The sequence below is a fragment of the Variovorax sp. WDL1 genome (assembly GCF_001541225.1).
Lineage (GTDB): Bacteria > Pseudomonadota > Gammaproteobacteria > Burkholderiales > Burkholderiaceae_C > Variovorax.
Map to the genome: position 1 here is coordinate 210 of NZ_LMTS01000132.1, position 18,158 is coordinate 18,367.

At 65.7% G+C, this 18,158-nt stretch carries 18 protein-coding genes and 1 tRNA gene; 17 read left to right on the top strand and 2 right to left on the bottom strand.

The window, feature by feature from the left end; translation table 11 throughout:
- Positions 1–958 (top strand): tRNA (adenosine(37)-N6)-threonylcarbamoyltransferase complex transferase subunit TsaD (tsaD, locus tag APY03_RS18180; RefSeq protein WP_157103424.1); only part of this gene is annotated, 958 nt, incomplete at its 5' end.
- Here the strand turns inward: tsaD and APY03_RS18185 are convergent.
- Together APY03_RS18185 and APY03_RS18190 are read right to left on the bottom strand one after the other, a co-directional pair.
- Positions 903–1,649 (bottom strand): esterase, encoded by a 747-nt coding sequence (locus tag APY03_RS18185; protein ID WP_068678747.1) that lies wholly within the window; start codon positions 1,647–1,649, stop codon positions 903–905. The two genes, tsaD and APY03_RS18185, sit on opposite strands and share 56 nt — an antisense overlap.
- 210 nt (positions 1,650–1,859) lie before the next feature.
- On the bottom strand, positions 1,860–2,219 hold the full coding sequence (locus APY03_RS18190; RefSeq protein ID WP_068678749.1) for an Hsp20/alpha crystallin family protein: 360 nt from the start codon (positions 2,217–2,219) through the stop codon (positions 1,860–1,862).
- 119 nt (positions 2,220–2,338) lie between these two features.
- Here APY03_RS18190 and APY03_RS18195 point away from each other — a divergent pair, with 119 nt between their 5' ends.
- The 16 genes from APY03_RS18195 to nuoH all read left to right on the top strand — a co-directional run bounded on the left by APY03_RS18195 (position 2,339) and on the right by nuoH (position 18,147).
- Positions 2,339–3,622: a branched-chain amino acid ABC transporter substrate-binding protein gene (locus APY03_RS18195; protein WP_068678751.1), complete on the top strand. Its 1,284-nt coding sequence runs from the start codon at positions 2,339–2,341 to the stop codon at positions 3,620–3,622.
- Entirely contained in the window at positions 3,619–4,809 is a 1,191-nt protein-coding gene (locus APY03_RS18200; protein ID WP_269475651.1) for a pyridoxal phosphate-dependent aminotransferase, read from the top strand. The genes APY03_RS18195 and APY03_RS18200 overlap by 4 nt, the downstream gene beginning before the upstream one ends.
- A 108-nt stretch (positions 4,810–4,917) precedes the next feature.
- Positions 4,918–5,184 (top strand): 30S ribosomal protein S15, encoded by a 267-nt coding sequence (rpsO, locus tag APY03_RS18205; protein ID WP_007837783.1) that lies wholly within the window; start codon positions 4,918–4,920, stop codon positions 5,182–5,184.
- Between the two features lie 220 nt (positions 5,185–5,404).
- The gene (gene pnp / locus APY03_RS18210) at positions 5,405–7,687 is read left to right on the top strand and encodes a polyribonucleotide nucleotidyltransferase (protein WP_068678755.1); all 2,283 of its coding nucleotides are present in this window, start codon (positions 5,405–5,407) and stop codon (positions 7,685–7,687) included.
- A gap of 79 nt (positions 7,688–7,766) precedes the next feature.
- A complete protein-coding gene (locus tag APY03_RS18215) occupies positions 7,767–8,765 on the top strand; it encodes an NAD(P)H-quinone oxidoreductase (RefSeq protein ID WP_068678757.1) in 999 nt (332 codons plus the stop codon).
- Positions 8,766–8,779: 14 nt separating this feature from the next.
- Positions 8,780–9,532, top strand: a complete 753-nt coding sequence (gene tpiA / locus APY03_RS18220) for a triose-phosphate isomerase (protein ID WP_174262798.1) — start codon at positions 8,780–8,782, stop codon at positions 9,530–9,532.
- Positions 9,533–9,566: 34 nt separating this feature from the next.
- A complete protein-coding gene (gene secG, locus APY03_RS18225) occupies positions 9,567–9,989 on the top strand; it encodes a preprotein translocase subunit SecG (RefSeq protein ID WP_068678759.1) in 423 nt (140 codons plus the stop codon).
- 158 nt (positions 9,990–10,147) lie between these two features.
- Positions 10,148–10,232: transfer RNA gene (locus APY03_RS18230), tRNA-Leu, on the top strand.
- 57 nt (positions 10,233–10,289) lie between these two features.
- A complete protein-coding gene (locus APY03_RS18235) occupies positions 10,290–10,649 on the top strand; it encodes an NADH-quinone oxidoreductase subunit A (protein ID WP_068678761.1) in 360 nt (119 codons plus the stop codon).
- A gap of 12 nt (positions 10,650–10,661) precedes the next feature.
- Entirely contained in the window at positions 10,662–11,141 is a 480-nt protein-coding gene (locus tag APY03_RS18240) for a NuoB/complex I 20 kDa subunit family protein (protein ID WP_021008163.1), read from the top strand.
- A 12-nt stretch (positions 11,142–11,153) separates the two neighbouring features.
- Positions 11,154–11,762 carry an NADH-quinone oxidoreductase subunit C gene (locus tag APY03_RS18245; RefSeq protein WP_068678763.1) on the top strand — a complete coding sequence of 203 codons (609 nt, stop codon included), beginning with the start codon at positions 11,154–11,156 and terminating at the stop codon, positions 11,760–11,762.
- 7 nt (positions 11,763–11,769) lie between these two features.
- Positions 11,770–13,023 (top strand): NADH-quinone oxidoreductase subunit D, encoded by a 1,254-nt coding sequence (locus APY03_RS18250; protein WP_068678764.1) that lies wholly within the window; start codon positions 11,770–11,772, stop codon positions 13,021–13,023.
- An 8-nt stretch (positions 13,024–13,031) separates the two neighbouring features.
- Positions 13,032–13,562 carry an NADH-quinone oxidoreductase subunit NuoE family protein gene (locus tag APY03_RS18255; protein WP_068678766.1) on the top strand — a complete coding sequence of 177 codons (531 nt, stop codon included), beginning with the start codon at positions 13,032–13,034 and terminating at the stop codon, positions 13,560–13,562.
- Positions 13,559–14,902, top strand: coding sequence for an NADH-quinone oxidoreductase subunit NuoF (gene nuoF, locus APY03_RS18260; protein ID WP_068678768.1), 1,344 nt, complete (start codon positions 13,559–13,561; stop codon positions 14,900–14,902). Before APY03_RS18255 ends, nuoF begins: the two co-directional genes overlap by 4 nt.
- 15 nt (positions 14,903–14,917) lie before the next feature.
- Entirely contained in the window at positions 14,918–17,074 is a 2,157-nt protein-coding gene (gene nuoG, locus APY03_RS18265) for an NADH-quinone oxidoreductase subunit NuoG (protein WP_068678770.1), read from the top strand.
- Positions 17,071–18,147 carry an NADH-quinone oxidoreductase subunit NuoH gene (gene nuoH / locus APY03_RS18270; protein WP_068678772.1) on the top strand — a complete coding sequence of 359 codons (1,077 nt, stop codon included), beginning with the start codon at positions 17,071–17,073 and terminating at the stop codon, positions 18,145–18,147. The genes nuoG and nuoH overlap by 4 nt, the downstream gene beginning before the upstream one ends.
- Positions 18,148–18,158: the final 11 nt, after the last annotated feature.

Sequence of the window (18,158 nt, forward strand, 5' to 3'; positions counted from 1 at the left end):
GTTGCACAGCCAGATCGCGATGCACCAGGCTTATGGCGGCGTGGTGCCGGAACTGGCGAGCCGCGACCATATCCGGCGCGTGCTCCCGCTGGCGCAGCAGGTGCTGTCCGAGGCCGGGCGTGGGTTGCCCGATATCGATGTCGTCGCCTACACGCGTGGGCCGGGGCTGGCCGGCGCGCTGCTGGTGGGCGCGGGCGTGGCCTGCGCGCTGGGGGCGGCCCTGGCCAGGCCGGTGCTTGGCGTGCATCACCTCGAGGGCCATCTCCTGTCGCCTTTCCTGAGCGCCGATCCGCCCGAATTTCCTTTCGTCGCGCTCCTGGTGTCCGGCGGCCACACGCAATTGATGCGGGTGGACGGCGTGGGACGCTACGAGCTGCTGGGCGAGACCATCGACGACGCGGCCGGCGAGGCCTTCGACAAGAGTGCCAAGCTGATGGGCCTGCCTTATCCGGGCGGCCCGTGGCTGGCCAAGCTGGCGCAGCAGGGCGATCCCGCGGCCTTCAAGCTGCCGCGGCCGCTGATGCACAGCGGCGATCTCGACTTTTCCTTTGCCGGGCTCAAGACGGCGGTGCTGACGCAGGTCCGCAAGCTCGGCGACGCGCTGGATGCGCGCAAGGCCGACCTGGCAGCTTCGACCCAGGCGGCGATTGTGGAGGTGCTGCTGAAGAAATCCCTACGCGCGCTCGAGCAGAGCGGCCTGAAGCGCCTGGTGGTCGCCGGCGGCGTGGGCGCCAATCGCGAGCTGCGCACGCAGCTGGACGAAGCCTGCGCCAGGCGCGGCGTGCGGGTGCACTACCCCGAGCTGCATCTTTGCACCGATAACGGCGCCATGATCGCGATGGCCGCCGCGATGCGCCTGCAGGCAGGCCTGCAGGCCGCGACGGATCGCTACGCCTTCGACGTCAAGCCGCGATGGCCACTGGCCTCGCTGGGTGTGCCGGAGCCGCAGTTCGGCTAGGCGCATGCCTGCGGGTGCCGTGCGAGGGCAGCGGCAGCACGTCGAGCATCTTGCGCCAGAGCTGCGACCACTGCGGCCAGTCGTGTCCGCCCTCGGTGGTGAACACGCGCCCGGCCGGCAGGGCGTCGGCAAGGAGGCGGTGGTTGGCAGCAAAGCGGTCGGCCAGTCCGAAGCCGAGGTACAGCGGCGGCAACTCCTTGGCCGGCTGCGCGGCGGCGTATTGCTGAAGCCAGGGCCAGAGCTTGCGATCGACCTCCTGGTCCGGCGGCGGCCCCTCGGGTGCCTTCCAGGCGCGCAGGCCGCCGGCCTTGTGGATCTCGGCGCCCAGCGGGCGTCGCCCCAGGTACGGGGCCAGCGCCACGATGCCGTCGACTGCACCGGGCTTGGCCAGTTCGTGGATCAGGGCGCCGAAGCCGCCGATCGAGATGCCGATCAGCCAGAGCGACTTATAGCCCAGGGCTCGCTGCGGCTGGAGAATGTCGTGGTGCAGCCGCTCGATGAAAGTCTGGTCGTAGTAATAGGAGACGTCGGCATCGACCAGCAGGGCGTCCGCCGCCAGGTCGCGCTCCCGGACCGCACTGATGAAACCTTCGCGTTCGAATTCCTCGGGCTTCAGGAAAGCTCCCGGCAGGAACACCAGCAGGGTGTCCGAGCGCGCATCGTTGCTGGCGGGTTTCAGGTGCGTTTTCATGGGTGCTTCATCAAGCGCGTGTGATTTTTTTTTGCCGATTCGCAGCCCGCATCGGGGTTGGCGAGTAAGAAGGAAAGCATTCAAAACGCCACAAATGTGACGTTCTTGGCACATATTTTGTGTTCAAGAATAAAAAAAGCCGGCAACAAAAAGTTACCGGCCCATTGCGCTTGTTGTGCTTTAGCGTCTTCGAGACACCGTGCGCACCGCTCAGTGGATCGCGAGTTGGGTCACATTGCTGACCGGGAGCTGCTTGCCGAGCTTGAGCGTGAGGACGCCGTTCTCGAGCTTGGCCTCGCTGGCAGCGGCATCGATGTCCTGCGGCAGCTCGTAGGCAGCCTTGAACTTGCGCTTGGCGTCGGCCTTGCTCTCGATACGGACGACGGCACCTTCGATGCCGATCGTGAGGTCCTCGCGCGCGAAGCCGGGGACGTCGAGGGTCACCGTCCAGCTCTTGTCGTCTTGCTCGACGTTGAGCGAGCGGCGCGCGGCGACGAAGGCATCGGAGACCAATCGGTCATACGCATGCGGCACGAAGCGGGGGGTGCGAAGGACGGGGGCGAAAAACATGGCGTGGTACTCCTGGATGAACACAATGGGGACAGGAAATGTGTGTCCCTTACACTGCGCGGCCTTTCAACAGAGTGCCGCTTGCCACCTCAATTAGGCGCGGCGGGAGGCGTTTCAAGATGAGTTCTTCCAGCTTTATTTGCCGTCGCGCGGCCTTGAAATTCGCTGCGGCGGCGCTATGCGCGGCCACGGCCTCGGCGACGTACGCGCAGCATGTCGGGCCCATCCGGCTGGCGCTGGTCGAAAGCATGAGCGGGCCTTTCGCCAACACCGGAGAGGCGGTGTTCCGCAACCTGCTCTGGGCCGTGGAGCGCGTCAACGCGCGCGGCGGCGTCAAGCTGCCGGGCGGCGCGCGTTTCCTGCAACTGGACCGCTACGACAGCAAGGGTCAGAACGAGGAGGCGCTGTCGGCGCTGCGCGCGGCCATCGACGACGGCGCGCGCATCGTGCTGCAGGGCAACTCGTCGGCCACGGCGGCGGCGCTGCTGGATGCGATCGAGAAGAACAACGAGCGCGACGGCTCGCGGCGCGTGCTCTTCCTCAACTACTCGGCGGTCGACCCCGTTCTCACCAACGAGCGCTGCAGCTTCTGGCACTTTCGCTTCGACGCTCACGCCGACATGCGCGTCACCGCGCTGATGGACGTGATGAAGAACGACGCCGCGCTCAAGCGCGCCTACCTGATCGGCCAGGACTACAGCTTCGGCCAGTCGGTCCTGCGCGAGTCGAAGCGCCAACTCGCCCGACTGCGGCCGGACGTGCAGATCGTCGGCGAGGAACTGCATCCGATGGGGCGCGTGAAGGACTTCGCGCCTTATGCGAGCAAGATCCTCGCGAGCGGGGCGCAGGCGGTGGTCACGGGCAACTGGGGCAACGACCTCACGCTGCTGGTAAAGGCGGCGCGCGAGGCAGGCTTCAATGGGAGCTTCTACACCTTCTATGGCAATGCGCTCGGCGCGCCAGCGGCTATCGGCGATGCCGGCATCGGCCGGGTGGTCGCGGTCGCCGACTGGCTGCCCAATGTGCAGACGCGCGAGTCGGAGAGCTTCTACCGTGCGTTCCGGGAGCGCTTTCCCAAGCCGGCCGACGACTACGTTCACATGCGGATGCAACTGCTCGTCGAGGCGCTGGCGCAGGCCATCGAGCGCGCCGGTAGCGTCGATACCGTGGCGGTCGCCAGGGCCCTCGAGAACGTCGAGGTCAGCCTCGCCGGCCGGAGCGGCCGTATGCGAGCCGCCGACCACCAGTTCCAGCAGGCCCTGGTGGTGGGCGTGATGGACCGGCAGGGCAGCCCCGGCGTGAAGTTCGACGTCGAAGGATCCGGCTACGGCTTCCGAGTGGTGCGCACCATTCCCGCAGAGCGCGCCGAAATGCCTACCAGTTGCAAGATGCAGCGCCCCTGAACACCAAGGAAAGAACCAAGATGCGCGAAGCCATTCACAACCTCGAAGCCTCCAAGATCCGCGAGGTCGCCAATGCCGGCATGGGCCGCGCCGACGTGCTGGCCTTCTGGTTCGGAGAAGGCGACGAGGTGACGCCGGAACCGATCCGCCGGGCGGCCATCGAGTCGCTGCAACAGGGGGAGACCTTCTATGCCCACAACCTCGGGCTGCCTGAGCTGCGCGAGGCGGTCGCACGCTACATGAGTGGGCTGCATCCGGCCATCGATGCGGGGCGCATCGCCATCACCTCGGGTGGCGTGAGCGCCTTGATGCTCGCAATTCAGGCACTGGTCGACGCCGGGGACGAGGTCGTGGCGGTCACGCCGGTGTGGCCCAACCTGACGGCGCAGCCCGCGATTCTGGGTGCGCGCGTGGGCAGCGTGCCGCTGGTCCCGAAAGAGGGAATGTGGACGCTGGACCTGGATGCGCTGCGCGCGGCCGTGACGTCCGCGACCAAGCTGCTGGTTCTCAATGCGCCCAACAACCCGACAGGCTGGACCCTGACGCGCGCCGAACAGCAGGCGATCCTCGACCATTGCAGGCAGACGGGCACCTGGATCCTGGCCGACGAGGTCTACGAGCGCCTGTACTACGAGCCGACGTCCAACGGATGTGCGCCCAGCTTCCTCGACGTGGCGGCGCCGGATGACCGGCTGGTGGTGGTCCACAGTTTCTCCAAGAGCTTCCTCATGACCGGCTGGCGCCTCGGGTGGCTGGTGCTGCCGCCGGCGCTGGTCAATGGGATGGGCAAGCTCATCGAGTTCAACACCTCCTGCACCAGCGTGTTCACCCAGCGCGCTGGCATCGCGGCGCTCGCGCACAGCGCGGAGATCACGCCGCGCGTGGTGGCGCACCTGAAGACCTGCCGCGACACCCTGGTGCCCCTGCTGGCCAGCCTCCCCGGCGTGCAGGTCGCGCCAGCGCGCGGCGGCATGTACGCCTTCTTCCGTCTCGAAGGCTTCGACGATTCGCTGGCGCTGGCCAAGCGGCTGGTGGCCGAGGCCGGGCTCGGCCTGGCGCCCGGCAACGCCTTCGCACCGCAGGCGCAGGGGTGGCTGCGCTGGTGCTTCGCGTCCCAGGACCCGCAGCGCCTTGTACTCGGTGTGGAGCGGCTGCGCGGCTGGCTCGCCGCGCAGGCCCGGCCCTGATCGAGGGCCGATATATAATCCCAAGGCTTTGCATGCCGCAAGGCGCACGGCGAGTGCAGTTCCAGTGCTCGCCGCAAGTCAAACATCCCGGAACAGGAAACTCATCAAATGATCGCAGCCTCCATCAAGGCCGAAGTTGTCAAGGACAACGCCCGTGCCGCCAACGACACCGGCAGCCCCGAAGTGCAAGTCGCACTGCTGACCGCCCGCATCAACGAACTCACCCCGCACTTCAAGACGCATGCCAAGGACCACCACGGTCGCCGCGGCCTGCTTCGCATGGTGAGCCGCCGCCGCAAGTTGCTCGACTATCTGAAGTCCAAGGACGCCGACCGTTACACCGCGCTGATCGCCAAGCTGGGTCTGCGCAAGTAAGCTGATTCGCATGAAGGAACGCCTGGGTTAGTACGCTAGCTCAGGCGTTTTTTACTTCGCGAATCGAATCAGGAGTGCCGTACAGAGCGAAGCTGTGTCATTCCAATGGAGCTTTCCCTCGAGCTTCCCTGGAATGGCATCGTGTTCTGAAAGGCGCCCCATCCTCGCGGAACCTGCGATTGCCGCAGGCCGAACCGCCCACAAGAAACAGGAGCTACACATGAGCCTCTTCAAAAAAGTCACCAAGACCTTCCAGTGGGGCGACAAGACCGTTGTCCTCGAAACAGGTGAAATCGCCCGCCAGGCCAGCGGCGCTGTCCTGGTCGACATCGAAGGCACCGTGGTGCTGGCGACCGTGGTCGCCTCCAAGTCCGCCAAGCCCGGCCAGGACTTCTTCCCGCTGACCGTCGACTACATCGAAAAGACCTACGCTGCCGGCAAGATCCCCGGCAGCTTCTTCAAGCGTGAAGCCAAGCCCAGCGAACTGGAAACCCTGACCTCGCGCCTGATCGACCGCCCGATCCGTCCGCTGTTTCCCGAGGGCTTCCTGAACGAGGTGCATGTGGTGATCCACACGCTCTCGCTCAACCCGGAAGTCGACGCCGACATCGCCGCGATGATCGGCGTGAGCGCCGCGCTCTCGATCTCCGGCGTGCCCTTCAACGGCCCGATCGGCGCTGCGCGAGTGGGTTACGTCAACGGCCAGTACGTGCTGAATCCAGGCCAGAGCGCCCGCAAGGAGTCGCAGATGGACCTGGTCGTGGCAGGTACCGAAGCGGCCGTGCTGATGGTCGAGTCCGAAGCGCTGCAACTGAGCGAGGAGATCATGCTCGGCGGCGTGGTGTTCGGCCACGAGCAGGCTGGCGTTGCGATCAACGCGATCCACGAACTCGTGCGTGAAGCCGGCAAGCCCGTCTGGGACTGGCAGCCGCCGGCCGAGGACGAGGCCTTCGTTGCCAGGATCAAGGGCCTGGCCGAGGAAAAGCTGCGCGCCGCCTACCAGATCCGCAGCAAGCAGGCCCGCACGCAGGCCCTGCGCGAAGCCAACGCGAGCGTGATGGAGTCGCTCAAGCAAGGCGGCGAGGCCTTCGACGCCGGCAAGGTCAGCGATCTGCTGTTCGCCATCGAATCGAAGATCGTGCGCAGCCAGATCCTGTCTGGCGAGCCGCGCATCGACGGCCGCGACACCCGCACCGTGCGCCCCATCGAGATCCGCAGCGGGGTGCTGCCGCGCACCCATGGCTCGGCGCTGTTCACGCGCGGCGAGACGCAGGCGCTCGTGGTCACGACCCTGGGCACCGAGCGTGACGCGCAGCGTATCGACGCCTTGGCCGGCGAGTACGAAGACCGCTTCCTGTTCCACTACAACATGCCTCCCTTCGCCACCGGCGAAGTGGGCCGCATGGGCTCGACCAAGCGTCGCGAAGTCGGCCACGGCCGCCTCGCCAAGCGCGCCCTCGTGGCTTGCCTGCCGACCAAGGAAGAGTTCCCCTACACCATCCGCGTGGTCTCCGAGATCACCGAGTCGAACGGCTCCTCGTCGATGGCCTCGGTCTGCGGGGGCTGTCTCTCGATGATGGACGCTGGCGTGCCGATGAAGGCCCACGTGGCCGGCATCGCCATGGGCCTGATCAAGGAAGACAACCGCTTCGCGGTGCTGACCGACATCCTGGGCGACGAGGATCACCTGGGCGACATGGACTTCAAGGTGGCCGGTACGACCAACGGCATCACCGCGCTGCAGATGGACATCAAGATCCAGGGCATCACCAAGGAGATCATGCAGGTTGCCCTGGCCCAGGCCAAGGAAGCGCGCATGCACATCCTGGGCAAGATGCAGGAAGCGATGGGCGAGGCCAAGGCCGAGGTGTCCAGCTTCGCGCCGCGCCTGTTCACGATGAAGATCAACCCCGAGAAGATCCGCGACGTGATCGGCAAGGGCGGCTCGGTGATCCGCGCGCTGACCGAGGAGACCGGCACCCAGATCAACATCGACGAAGACGGCACCATCACCATCGCCTCCACCGATCCGGCCAAGGCCGAGGAGGCCAAGAAGCGCATCGAGCAGATCACGGCGGAAGTCGAGATCGGCAAGATCTACGAAGGCCCGGTCACCAAGATCCTGGACTTCGGTGCGCTGATCAACCTGCTCCCGGGCAAGGACGGCCTGCTGCACATCAGCCAGATCGCCCACGAGCGCGTGGAGAAGGTGACCGACTACCTCAGCGAAGGCCAGATCGTGAAGGTCAAGGTGCTGGAGACCGACGACAAGGGTCGCGTCAAGCTGTCGATGAAGGCGCTGACCGAGCGTCCGGCCGGCATGGAGTACAGCGAGCGTCCGCCGCGCGAGGAGCGCGGCGAACGGCGCGAGCGTGGCGATCGTCCACCTCGCGGCGAGCGCGCACCGCGCATGGACAGCGGCGAGCCGGCAGGCGAGCAGGCCGTGGCCCTCGAGCAGGACTCGCGTCCGCAAGAGCCCACTGGCGGGGACCGCCAGGTTTGAGAGGCGAGGGCGGTGACATCGTTGCCGTCATTCCATCCTGCGCCCGTCCGCGAGGACGGGAGCTTCAGCCGAGAAAAGCATGAAAGCCATTGAAATCACTACCTTCGGCGCACCCGAGGTGCTGCGCATGGCCGAACGGCCTGCGCCGGCCGCGGGTGCGGGCGAACTGCTGATCCGCGTGGCCGCCAGCGGTGTTAACCGGCCCGACGTGCTGCAGCGCACCGGCAACTATCCGGTGCCGCCGGGTGCCTCGGACCTGCCCGGCCTCGAGATCGCCGGCGAGATCGTCTCGGGCGATGCCGCGGCCATGAAGGAGGCCGGCTTCGCAGTCGGCGATCGCGTGTGTGCGCTGGTCGCCGGCGGCGGTTACGCCGAGCTCTGCGTGGCGCCCGTGGCCCAGTGCCTCCCGGTGCCCAAGGGCTGGAGCGATGCCGAGGCGGCCTCGCTGCCCGAGACCTTCTTCACCGTCTGGAGCAACGTGTTCGACCGCGGCCGCCTGCAGAACGGCGAGACCCTGCTGATCCAGGGCGGCACCAGCGGCATCGGCGTGACCGCGATCCAGCTCGGCAAGGCCTTCGGTGCCACCGTGATCGCAACTGCGGGCAGCGACGAGAAGTGTGAAGCCTGCAGAAAGCTCGGTGCCGACCATGCAATCAACTACAAGACGTCTGACTTTGCCGAGGAGGCCAAACGCCTGACCGGCGGCAAGGGCGTCGACGTCATTCTCGACATGGTGGCCGGTGCCTATGTGCCGCGCGAAGTCGAATGCCTGGCCGAGGACGGCCGGCTGGTGATCATCGCGGTGCAGGGCGGCACCAAGAGCGAATTCAACGCGGGCCTCGTGCTGCGCCGGCGCCTGACCATCACGGGTTCGACCCTGCGGCCGCGACCGGTCGAGTTCAAGGGCGCGATCGCCAGATCCTTGCGCGAGAAGGTGTGGCCCCTGCTCGAGAGCGGTGCCGTCAAGCCCGTGATCCACAGCGTGTTCGCCGCGCAGGGCGACCCGAGCGGCGCCGCCCAAGCTCATGTGCTGATGGAATCCAACCAGCACATCGGCAAGATCGTGCTGACCTGGTAAACGACGACAAAGACATGATGACGAAGAAGAAGCTGATCGCCGGCAACTGGAAGATGAACGGAAGCCTGGCTGCCAACGAATTGCTGGTGAAGGCCCTGCTGCAGGGCGTGGGCTCCCCGGCCTGCGATGTCGCGGTGTGCGTGCCTGCGCCTTACCTGTCGCAGGTGCAGGCGCTGCTGACCGGCTCGCCGATCGCCCTCGGCGCGCAGGACCTCTCGGCCCAGCCGCAGGGCGCGTTCACCGGCGAGCAATCCGCCGCGATGCTGAAGGACTTCGGCGTGCGCTACGCGATCGTGGGCCATTCGGAACGCCGCCAATACCATGGCGAGACGGATGAAGGGGTGGCCGCCAAGGCCGCTGCCGCGCTCGCCAACGGCATCACGCCGATCGTGTGCGTCGGTGAGACACTGGCGCAGCGCGAAGCGGGGCATACCGAAGAAGTAGTCAAGCGCCAGTTGGCCGCGGTGATCCATGTCAATGGCCATTGCATCAGCGAGATCGTGGTTGCCTATGAGCCGGTTTGGGCCATCGGCACGGGCAAGACCGCGACGCCCGAGCAGGCGCAGTCGGTGCATGCGCTGCTGCGTGCGCAACTTCACCATGCGGCGAACGACCATGCCGCGGGCATTCGCATCCTGTACGGCGGCAGCATGAACGCCGCCAACGCGGCCGAGCTGCTGGCCCAGCCCGACATCGACGGCGGCCTGATCGGCGGCGCTTCGCTCAAGGCCCCCGACTTTCTGCAGATCATTGCTGCGGCACGCTGAACACTGCCGCGAACGAATTTAGGAGTTAGAACGAATGAACGTGGTCCTCAACATCCTCGTAGGCGTGCAGATGCTCACAGCGCTGGCGATGATCGGGCTGATCCTGATCCAGCACGGCAAGGGCGCCGACATGGGTGCCGCCTTCGGCAGCGGCAGCGCCGGTAGCCTGTTCGGTGCGAGCGGCAGCGCGAACTTCCTTTCGCGCACCACCGGTGTGCTGGCCGCGGTCTTCTTCGCGTGCACCCTGCTGCTGGCCTACTTCAGCCATGCGCGTCCCACTGGCGGGGGCAGCTTGCTCGAGCGGGCCGCGATCGGCACGCCCGCCCCGGCACCTGCATCGGCTGCATCGGGTGCGGCCTCGCAGATTCCATCGGGCAATGCGCCCGCCGCACCGCCAGCGGGTGCGACGGCGCCGGCCGCGCCGGCTTCGGGCGCTGCACAGATCCCGACCAAGTAAGCCGGCACCCTTTGGACCGCACGGATCGCGACTGGAAGGTCCTCGTCGTTTTCAGTGCGTCGCCAAAAGAAAACGGCTCCGTTTCAGGGTAAACTCTAAAGCTGTCCGGAAAGCCAAAACCTCATAGGTTCCTCATGCCATCCGGACATGCAAACACCGCCGTCGTGGTGAAATTGGTAGACACGCTATCTTGAGGGGGTAGTGGCGAAAGCTGTGCGAGTTCGAGTCTCGCCGACGGCACCAAATCTCGCCGGCAGGAGGCTTCATCTTCCTGTCGGCGTTAAGCGGTAAAAGACCCCGATGAACCTCGATTCCTACCTCCCCGTCCTGTTGTTCATCCTGGTCGGGGTCGGTGTCGGCGTAGCGCCTCAGGTTCTTGGTTACATCCTCGGCCCCAACCGGCCCGACGCCCAAAAGAATTCGCCCTACGAATGCGGCTTCGAGGCCTTCGAGGACGCGCGCATGAAATTCGACGTGCGCTATTACCTGGTGGCGATTCTCTTCATCCTTTTCGACCTCGAAATCGCCTTCCTCTTCCCGTGGGCGATCGCGCTCAAGCAGATCGGTCCGGTCGGCTTCTGGGCCATGATGATTTTTCTCGCCATCCTCGTCGTGGGCTTCGTCTACGAATGGAAAAAGGGTGCCCTCGATTGGGAATGACAAGGAACCACGATGGCCATTGAAGGCGTCATGAAGGAAGGCTTCGTCACCACGACCTATGACTCGGTCGTGAACTGGGCCAAGACGGGATCGCTCTGGCCGATGACCTTCGGCCTGGCCTGCTGCGCGGTGGAGATGATGCACGCGGGCGCCGCTCGCTACGACATCGACCGCTTCGGCATGCTGTTCCGCCCGAGCCCACGCCAGTCGGATCTGATGATCGTGGCCGGCACCCTGTGCAACAAGATGGCGCCGGCCCTGCGCAAGGTCTACGACCAGATGCCCGAGCCTCGCTGGGTGCTCTCGATGGGCTCGTGCGCCAACGGCGGCGGCTACTACCACTACAGCTACTCGGTCGTGCGCGGCTGCGATCGCATCGTGCCGGTCGATGTCTATGTGCCAGGCTGCCCGCCCACCGCGGAGGCGCTGCTGTACGGGATCATTCAGCTGCAGCAGAAGATTCGCCGCACCAACACGATCGCACGTGCCTAGAAGCGAGAGACGATGACCGACTTTGCGATTTCTCCCGAGGCGCTGCAGGCCCAGATTGCCGAGACCCTCGGCAACAAGGCGAAGAGCGTAACCGTCGCGCTCGGCGAAGTGACGGTGGTGGTTCGTGCCGCCGACTACCTCGAGGCCGCGCGGGTATTGCGCGATGCGCCCGGGTGCAGGTTCGAGCAGCTGATCGACCTCTGCGGCATGGACTATTCCGATTACCGCGAAGGCGAGTGGGAAGGCGAGCGCTTCTGCGTGGTCTCCCATCTGCTCTCCGTGAGCCTCAACCAGCGCGTGCGTCTGAAGGTCTTCGTGCCCAACGAGGACCTGCCGGTGGTCGACTCCTTGACCGGCATCTGGAGTGCCGCAGCCTGGTTCGAGCGCGAAGCCTTCGACCTCTACGGCATCGTTTTCGAGGGACACGACGACCTGCGCCGCATCCTGACCGACTACGGCTTCATCGGCCATCCCTTCCGCAAGGACTTCCCGGTTTCCGGCCACGTCGAGATGCGCTACGACGCGGAGCAGAAGCGCGTGATCTACCAGCCGGTCTCGATCGAGCCGCGCGAGATCACCCCGCGCGTGATTCGCGAAGACAACTACGGCGGATTGCACTGAAACCGATATGGCCGATATCAAGAACTACACGCTCAACTTCGGACCTCAGCACCCTGCGGCGCATGGCGTGCTGCGCCTGGTGCTCGAGCTCGACGGCGAGGTGATCCAGCGCGCCGATCCGCACATCGGCCTGCTGCATCGCGCGACCGAGAAGCTCGCCGAGAGCCGCACCTACATCCAGTCGCTCCCCTATATGGACCGGCTGGACTATGTCTCGATGATGAGCAACGAGCATGCCTACTGCCTTGCCATCGAGCGCATGCTGGGTCTCGAGGTGCCGCTGCGCGCGCAGTACATCCGCGTCATGTTCGCCGAGATCACGCGCCTGCTGAACCACTTGTTGTGGCTGGGTGCGCACGGCCTGGACTGCGGTGCGATGAACATGCTCATCTATTGCTTCCGCGAGCGCGAGGACCTGTTCGACCTGTACGAGGCGGTTTCGGGCGCCCGCATGCACGCGGCGTATTTCCGCCCGGGCGGCGTCTACCGCGACTTGCCTGACGCGATGCCGCAGTACAAGGTCAGCAAGATCAAGAACGCCAAGGCGATCGAAAAGCTCAACGAGAACCGCCAGGGTTCGATGCTCGATTTCGTCGACGACTTCTGCAAACGCTTTCCCAAGATGGTCGACGAGTACGAGACGCTGCTCACCGACAACCGCATCTGGAAGCAGCGCACCGTCGGCATCGGCGTGGTCACGCCCGAACGCGCCCTCAACCTGGGCTTCACCGGCCCGATGCTGCGCGGCTCCGGCGTCGAATGGGACCTGCGCAAGAAGCAGCCCTACGACGTCTACGACAAGATGGAGTTCGACGTTCCGGTCGGCAAGACCGGCGACTGCTACGACCGCTATCTGGTGCGCGTCGAGGAAATGCGCCAGGCCAACCGGATCATCCAGCAGTGCTCGGCCTGGCTGCGCACCAACCCCGGCCCGGTGATCACCGACAACCACAAGGTGGCCGCCCCTGCGCGCGAATCGATGAAGGCGAACATGGAGGAGCTGATCCACCATTTCAAGCTCTTCACCGAAGGCTTCCACGTCCCCGAAGGGGAGGCCTACGCGGCCGTCGAACACCCCAAGGGCGAGTTCGGCATCTATCTCGTGAGCGATGGGGCCAACAAACCCTACCGCCTGAAGATCCGTGCGCCCGGCTTCCCGCACCTGGCAGCGCTCGACGAAATGTCGCGCGGCCACATGATCGCCGATGCGGTCGCGGTGATCGGCACCATGGACATCGTCTTCGGCGAGATCGACAGGTGAGCGAACGAATGACTTCCGACACCACCCACAGCACCCAGGCGCCGCTGTCTGACGCCACCCTGGCGCTTTTCGCGCGCGAGGTCGCCAAGTACCCGCCGGCCGGCAAGCAGTCGGCAGTGATGGCCTTGCTCACGATCGTGCAGAAGGACGAGGGCTACGTCAGCGTCCAGCGCGAGCGCGAGATCGCCGCCTACCTCGGCATGGCACCGATCGCCGTGCATGAGGTGACGACCTTCTACAACATGTACAACCAGCAGCCGGTGGGCAAGTTCAAGCTCAACGTCTGCACCAACCTGCCGTGCCAGCTGCGCGACGGCGCGGTTGCGCTCGCGCATCTCGAGAAGAAGCTGGGCATCAAGATGGGCGAGACCACCGCCGACGGCATGTTCACCCTGCAGCAGAGCGAGTGCCTCGGCGCCTGTGCCGATTCGCCCGTGATGCTGGTCAACGACCGCACCATGTGCAGCTTCATGAGCAACGAGAAGCTCGACCAGCTGGTCGATGGCCTGCGCGGTGCCAAGTCGGAGGGCGCGCAATGATGACGCCCGAACAAGTGCTCTCGCAGTTCCAGGCAACCGGCGTCCAGACCTGCTTCCACGATCGCCACATCCAGCCCCAGATCTACGCCGGCCTCGACGGCACCAACTGGCGCCTGGCCGACTACGAAGCGCGCGGCGGCTACAAGGCGCTGCGCAAGATCCTCGACGAGGGCCTCACGCCAGAGCAGGTGATCGCCGAGGTCAAGGCCTCGGGCCTGCGCGGCCGCGGCGGCGCAGGCTTCCCGACCGGCCTGAAGTGGAGCTTCATGCCCCGCCAGTTCCCCGGGCAGAAGTACCTGGTCTGCAACTCGGACGAGGGCGAGCCCGGCACCTGCAAGGACCGCGATATCCTGCAGTTCAACCCTCACATCGTGATCGAGGGCATGGCCATCGCGGCCTACGCGATGGGCATCAGCGTGGGCTACAACTACATCCACGGCGAGATCTTCCAGACCTACCAGCGTTTCGAAGAGGCGCTGGAAGAGGCAAGGGCGGCTGGCTTCCTCGGTGACAACATCCTGGGCAGCAGCTTCAGCTTCCAGCTGCATGCGTCGCACGGCTTCGGCGCCTACATCTGCGGCGAAGAGACGGCGCTGCTGGAATCGCTCGAAGGCAAGAAGGGCCAACCGCGCTTCAAACCGCCGTTCCCGGCCAGCTTCGGCCTCTACGGCAAGCCGACCACCATCAACAACACCGAGACATTCGCGGCGGTGCCCTGGATCATCGTCAACGGCGGTCCGGCCTACCTCGAGTGCGGCAAGCCCAACAACGGCGGCACCAAGATCTTCTCCGTCAGTGGTGACGTGGAGCTGCCCGGAAACTACGAAGTGCCGATGGGAACGCCCTTCTCGAAGCTGCTCGAACTCGCGGGCGGTGTGCGCAAGGGCCGCCAGCTGAAGGCCGTGATCCCCGGCGGTTCGTCGGCGCCGGTGCTGCCGGCATCGATCATGATGGAATGCACGATGGACTACGACTCCATCGCCAAGGCCGGCTCCATGCTGGGATCGGGCGCGGTGATCGTGATGGACGACAGCCGCTCCATGGTCGAGTCGCTCAAGCGACTCTCGTACTTCTACATGCACGAGTCCTGCGGCCAGTGCACTCCCTGCCGCGAAGGCACGGGCTGGCTGTGGCGCGTGGTGGACCGCATCCACAACGGCCACGGCAAGGCTGGCGACATGGACCTGCTGAACTCGGTCGCCGACAACATCCAGGGGCGCACCATCTGTGCGCTGGGCGACGCCGCCGCGATGCCGGTGCGGGCCATGATCAAGCATTTCAGGCACGAGTTCGAAGCCTTGATTCCCGGGTATGTGCCCACGGCACCGGCCAAGGCCTGAGCGAGAAAACAAGACATGGTTGAAATCGAACTCGACGGCAAGAAGGTCGACATCGTCGAAGGCAGCATGATCATGCATGCGGCCGACAAGGCGGGCACCTACATCCCGCACTTCTGCTATCACAAGAAGCTCAGCATCGCGGCCAATTGCCGCATGTGCCTGGTCGACGTCGAAAAGGCGCCCAAGCCGATGCCGGCCTGCGCCACGCCGGTGACGCAGGGCATGATCGTGCGCACCAAGAGCGACAAGGCCATCAAGGCCCAGCAGTCGGTCATGGAGTTCCTGCTGATCAACCATCCACTCGACTGCCCCATCTGCGACCAGGGCGGCGAGTGCCAACTGCAGGACCTGGCGGTGGGCTACGGCGCCTCCTCCTCGCGCTACGAGGAAGAAAAGCGCGTGGTCTTCCACAAGGACGTAGGTCCGCTCATCAGCATGGAAGAGATGAGCCGATGCATCCATTGCACCCGCTGCGTACGCTTCGGCCAGGAGGTGGCCGGCGTGATGGAGCTCGGCATGACCCAGCGCGGCGAGCATTCCGAGATCGAGACCTTCCTCGGGGATTCGGTCGACTCCGAGCTGTCGGGCAACATGATCGACATCTGTCCGGTCGGCGCGCTCACGAGCAAGCCCTTCCGCTACAGCGCCCGGACCTGGGAGCTGTCGCGCCGCAAGTCGGTGAGCCCGCACGACTCGACGGGCGCCAACCTGATCGTCCAGGTCAAGAACAACCGCGTGATGCGCGTGGTGCCGCTCGAGAACGAAGACGTCAACGAGTGCTGGATCGCCGACCGCGACCGCTTCTCCTACGAGGCGCTGAACGGGCCGGAGCGCCTGACGCAGCCCATGCTGAAGCAGGGCGGACAGTGGCAGCAGGTCGACTGGCAGACCGCGCTCGAATACGTGGCCAACGGTCTCAAGCAGATCAAGGCAGACCACGGCGCGCACAGCATCGGTACGCTGGCGAGCCCGCACAGCACGCTGGAAGAGCTGCACCTGGCCAAGCTGCTGATGCAGGGCCTGGGCAGCGCCAACATCGACCACCGCCTGCGCCATGCCGAGTTCCGCGCCTTCGAGGGCGTACGCTGGCTGGGCACCTCGATCGCCTCGCTGTCGCAACTGCAGCGCGTGCTTGTGATCGGCAGCAATCTGCGCAAGGACCATCCGCTGTTCGCGCAGCGCATTCGTCAGGCCGTGCGCAAGGGCGGGGCGCTGAGCGCGATCACGTCGCCCGAGCTGCTGGCCGACGATGAAGCCTGGGCAATGCCCGTCGCCAATGCCGTGCGCGTGCCGGCGCACGACTGGATCGACGCGCTCGCCGAGGTCGCCGGCGCGATCGCCGCGACGACCGGTGCCGCCGCCCCCGTCACCTGCTCTGCCGAAGCCGGCGACCAAGCCAAGGCCATCGCTGCCTCGCTGCTCGGCGGGGAGCGCAAGGCCATCCTGCTCGGCAATGCGGCTGCCCACCACGCCGAAGCCGGCGCGCTGCTGGCACTGGCGAACTGGATCGGTACCCAGACCGGCGCCAGCGTCGGCTATCTGACCGAGGCTGCCAATACAGTCGGTGCCCAACTCGTCGGCGCATTGCCGATGGATGCGGGGCTGAACGCGGGCGAGATGCTGTCGGGCGCGCTCAAGGCCGTGCTGCTGCTCAACACCGAGCCGGTCTTCGACTCGGCGGCCGGCACCAAGGCGGCCGATGCGCTCACGCATGCCCAGATGGTCGTGACCTTGAGCCCCTTCAAGGCCAATCTCGAGTTCAGCGACGTCCTGCTGCCGATCGCGCCTTTCAGCGAAACGCCCGGCAGCTTCGTCAATGCCGAGGGTCGCGTGCAAGGCTTCCACGCCGTGGTCAAGGCGCTGGGCGAGACACGCCCGGCCTGGAAGGTGCTGCGTGTGCTGGCCAACCTGCTGGGCCTGCCGGGCTTCTCCTTCGAGTCGGTAGCCGAGGTGCAGGCCGACATCGGGCTGGAACAAGGCCTGCTGCCCGCCGACAGGCTGAGCAATGCCACCGGGGCGCGGGCTGACAGCGAACGCGCCGCGCCGGCCGCGGCGCCCGCGGTCGCCTCCATCTACCAGCTCGATTCGATCGTGCGCCGTGCGCCCTCGCTCCAGCTCACCGCCGATGCACGCGCCGCGCATGCCGGGCTCGCGCAGGAGGTGCTCGCATGATCGACACCCTTCATGGCTTCGGCCTCGGCCTGGTTGCGGCCCCGTGGTGGACCTCTGTCGCCTGGCCGGTCATCTGGACGCTGATCAAGATCGTGGTCGTGGTACTGCCGCTGATGGGCGCCGTGGCCTACCTCACCCTGTGGGAGCGCAAGGCCATCGGCTTCACCCAGATCCGTCTGGGCCCGAATCGCATCGGCCCGCTCGGCCTGCTGCAGCCCATTGCCGATGCGCTCAAGCTGCTGACCAAGGAGATCATCCTCCCCACGGTCGCGAACAAGGGCCTGTTCCTGCTGGGGCCGATCATGACCATCATGCCGGCGCTCGCCGCCTGGGCCGTGATTCCCTTCGGCCCCGAGGTCGCGCTGGCCAACATCAACGCCGGCCTGCTCTTCGTCATGGCCATCACCTCGCTCGAGGTCTACGGCGTGATCATTGCCGGCTGGGCCTCGAACTCCAAGTACGCCTTCCTCGGCGCGCTGCGCGCCTCGGCGCAGATGGTGAGCTACGAGATCGCGATGGGCTTTTGCTTCGTCGTGGTGCTGATGGTGTCCGCCAGCCTCAACATGACCGACATCGTGATGGGGCAGGGCAAGGGCCACTTCGCCTCGATGGGCATCGGCTTCCTGTCGTGGAACTGGCTGTCGCTGCTGCCGATCTTCGTCGTCTATTTCATCTCGGGCCTGGCCGAGACGAACCGCCATCCCTTCGACGTGGTGGAAGGCGAATCCGAGATCGTCGCCGGCCACATGATCGAGTACTCGGGCATGAGCTTCGCCATGTTCTTCCTGGCGGAGTACGCCAACATGTGGCTGGTCTCGATCCTGTGCGCCGTGCTGTTCCTCGGCGGCTGGCTGCCACCCTTCGACTTCCTCGGCTTCATCCCCGGATGGATCTGGCTGGGGCTCAAGACCTTTGTCGTGGTCACCATGTTCCTGTGGGTCCGCTCGACCTTCCCGCGCTTCCGCTATGACCAGATCATGCGTCTGGGCTGGAAGATCTTCATCCCGGTCACGCTGGTGTGGCTCGTCGTGGTCGGCGCCTGGATGCAGACCCCGTTCAACATCTGGAAATAACTGGAATCGCC

Coding starts and splice junctions, on each gene's coding strand:
- rpsO (WP_007837783.1), top strand. CDS start 4,918: ATGATCGCAGCCTCCATCAAGGCCGAAGTTGTCAAGGACAACGCCCGT.
- APY03_RS18215 (WP_068678757.1), top strand. CDS start 7,767: ATGAAAGCCATTGAAATCACTACCTTCGGCGCACCCGAGGTGCTGCGC.
- APY03_RS18185 (WP_068678747.1), bottom strand. CDS start 1,649: ATGAAAACGCACCTGAAACCCGCCAGCAACGATGCGCGCTCGGACACC.
- nuoF (WP_068678768.1), top strand. CDS start 13,559: ATGATGACGCCCGAACAAGTGCTCTCGCAGTTCCAGGCAACCGGCGTC.
- APY03_RS18245 (WP_068678763.1), top strand. CDS start 11,154: ATGACCGACTTTGCGATTTCTCCCGAGGCGCTGCAGGCCCAGATTGCC.
- APY03_RS18250 (WP_068678764.1), top strand. CDS start 11,770: ATGGCCGATATCAAGAACTACACGCTCAACTTCGGACCTCAGCACCCT.
- pnp (WP_068678755.1), top strand. CDS start 5,405: ATGAGCCTCTTCAAAAAAGTCACCAAGACCTTCCAGTGGGGCGACAAG.
- APY03_RS18235 (WP_068678761.1), top strand. CDS start 10,290: ATGAACCTCGATTCCTACCTCCCCGTCCTGTTGTTCATCCTGGTCGGG.
- APY03_RS18240 (WP_021008163.1), top strand. CDS start 10,662: ATGGCCATTGAAGGCGTCATGAAGGAAGGCTTCGTCACCACGACCTAT.
- nuoH (WP_068678772.1), top strand. CDS start 17,071: ATGATCGACACCCTTCATGGCTTCGGCCTCGGCCTGGTTGCGGCCCCG.
- APY03_RS18195 (WP_068678751.1), top strand. CDS start 2,339: ATGAGTTCTTCCAGCTTTATTTGCCGTCGCGCGGCCTTGAAATTCGCT.
- tpiA (WP_174262798.1), top strand. CDS start 8,780: ATGATGACGAAGAAGAAGCTGATCGCCGGCAACTGGAAGATGAACGGA.
- nuoG (WP_068678770.1), top strand. CDS start 14,918: ATGGTTGAAATCGAACTCGACGGCAAGAAGGTCGACATCGTCGAAGGC.
- secG (WP_068678759.1), top strand. CDS start 9,567: ATGAACGTGGTCCTCAACATCCTCGTAGGCGTGCAGATGCTCACAGCG.
- APY03_RS18255 (WP_068678766.1), top strand. CDS start 13,032: ATGACTTCCGACACCACCCACAGCACCCAGGCGCCGCTGTCTGACGCC.
- APY03_RS18190 (WP_068678749.1), bottom strand. CDS start 2,219: ATGTTTTTCGCCCCCGTCCTTCGCACCCCCCGCTTCGTGCCGCATGCG.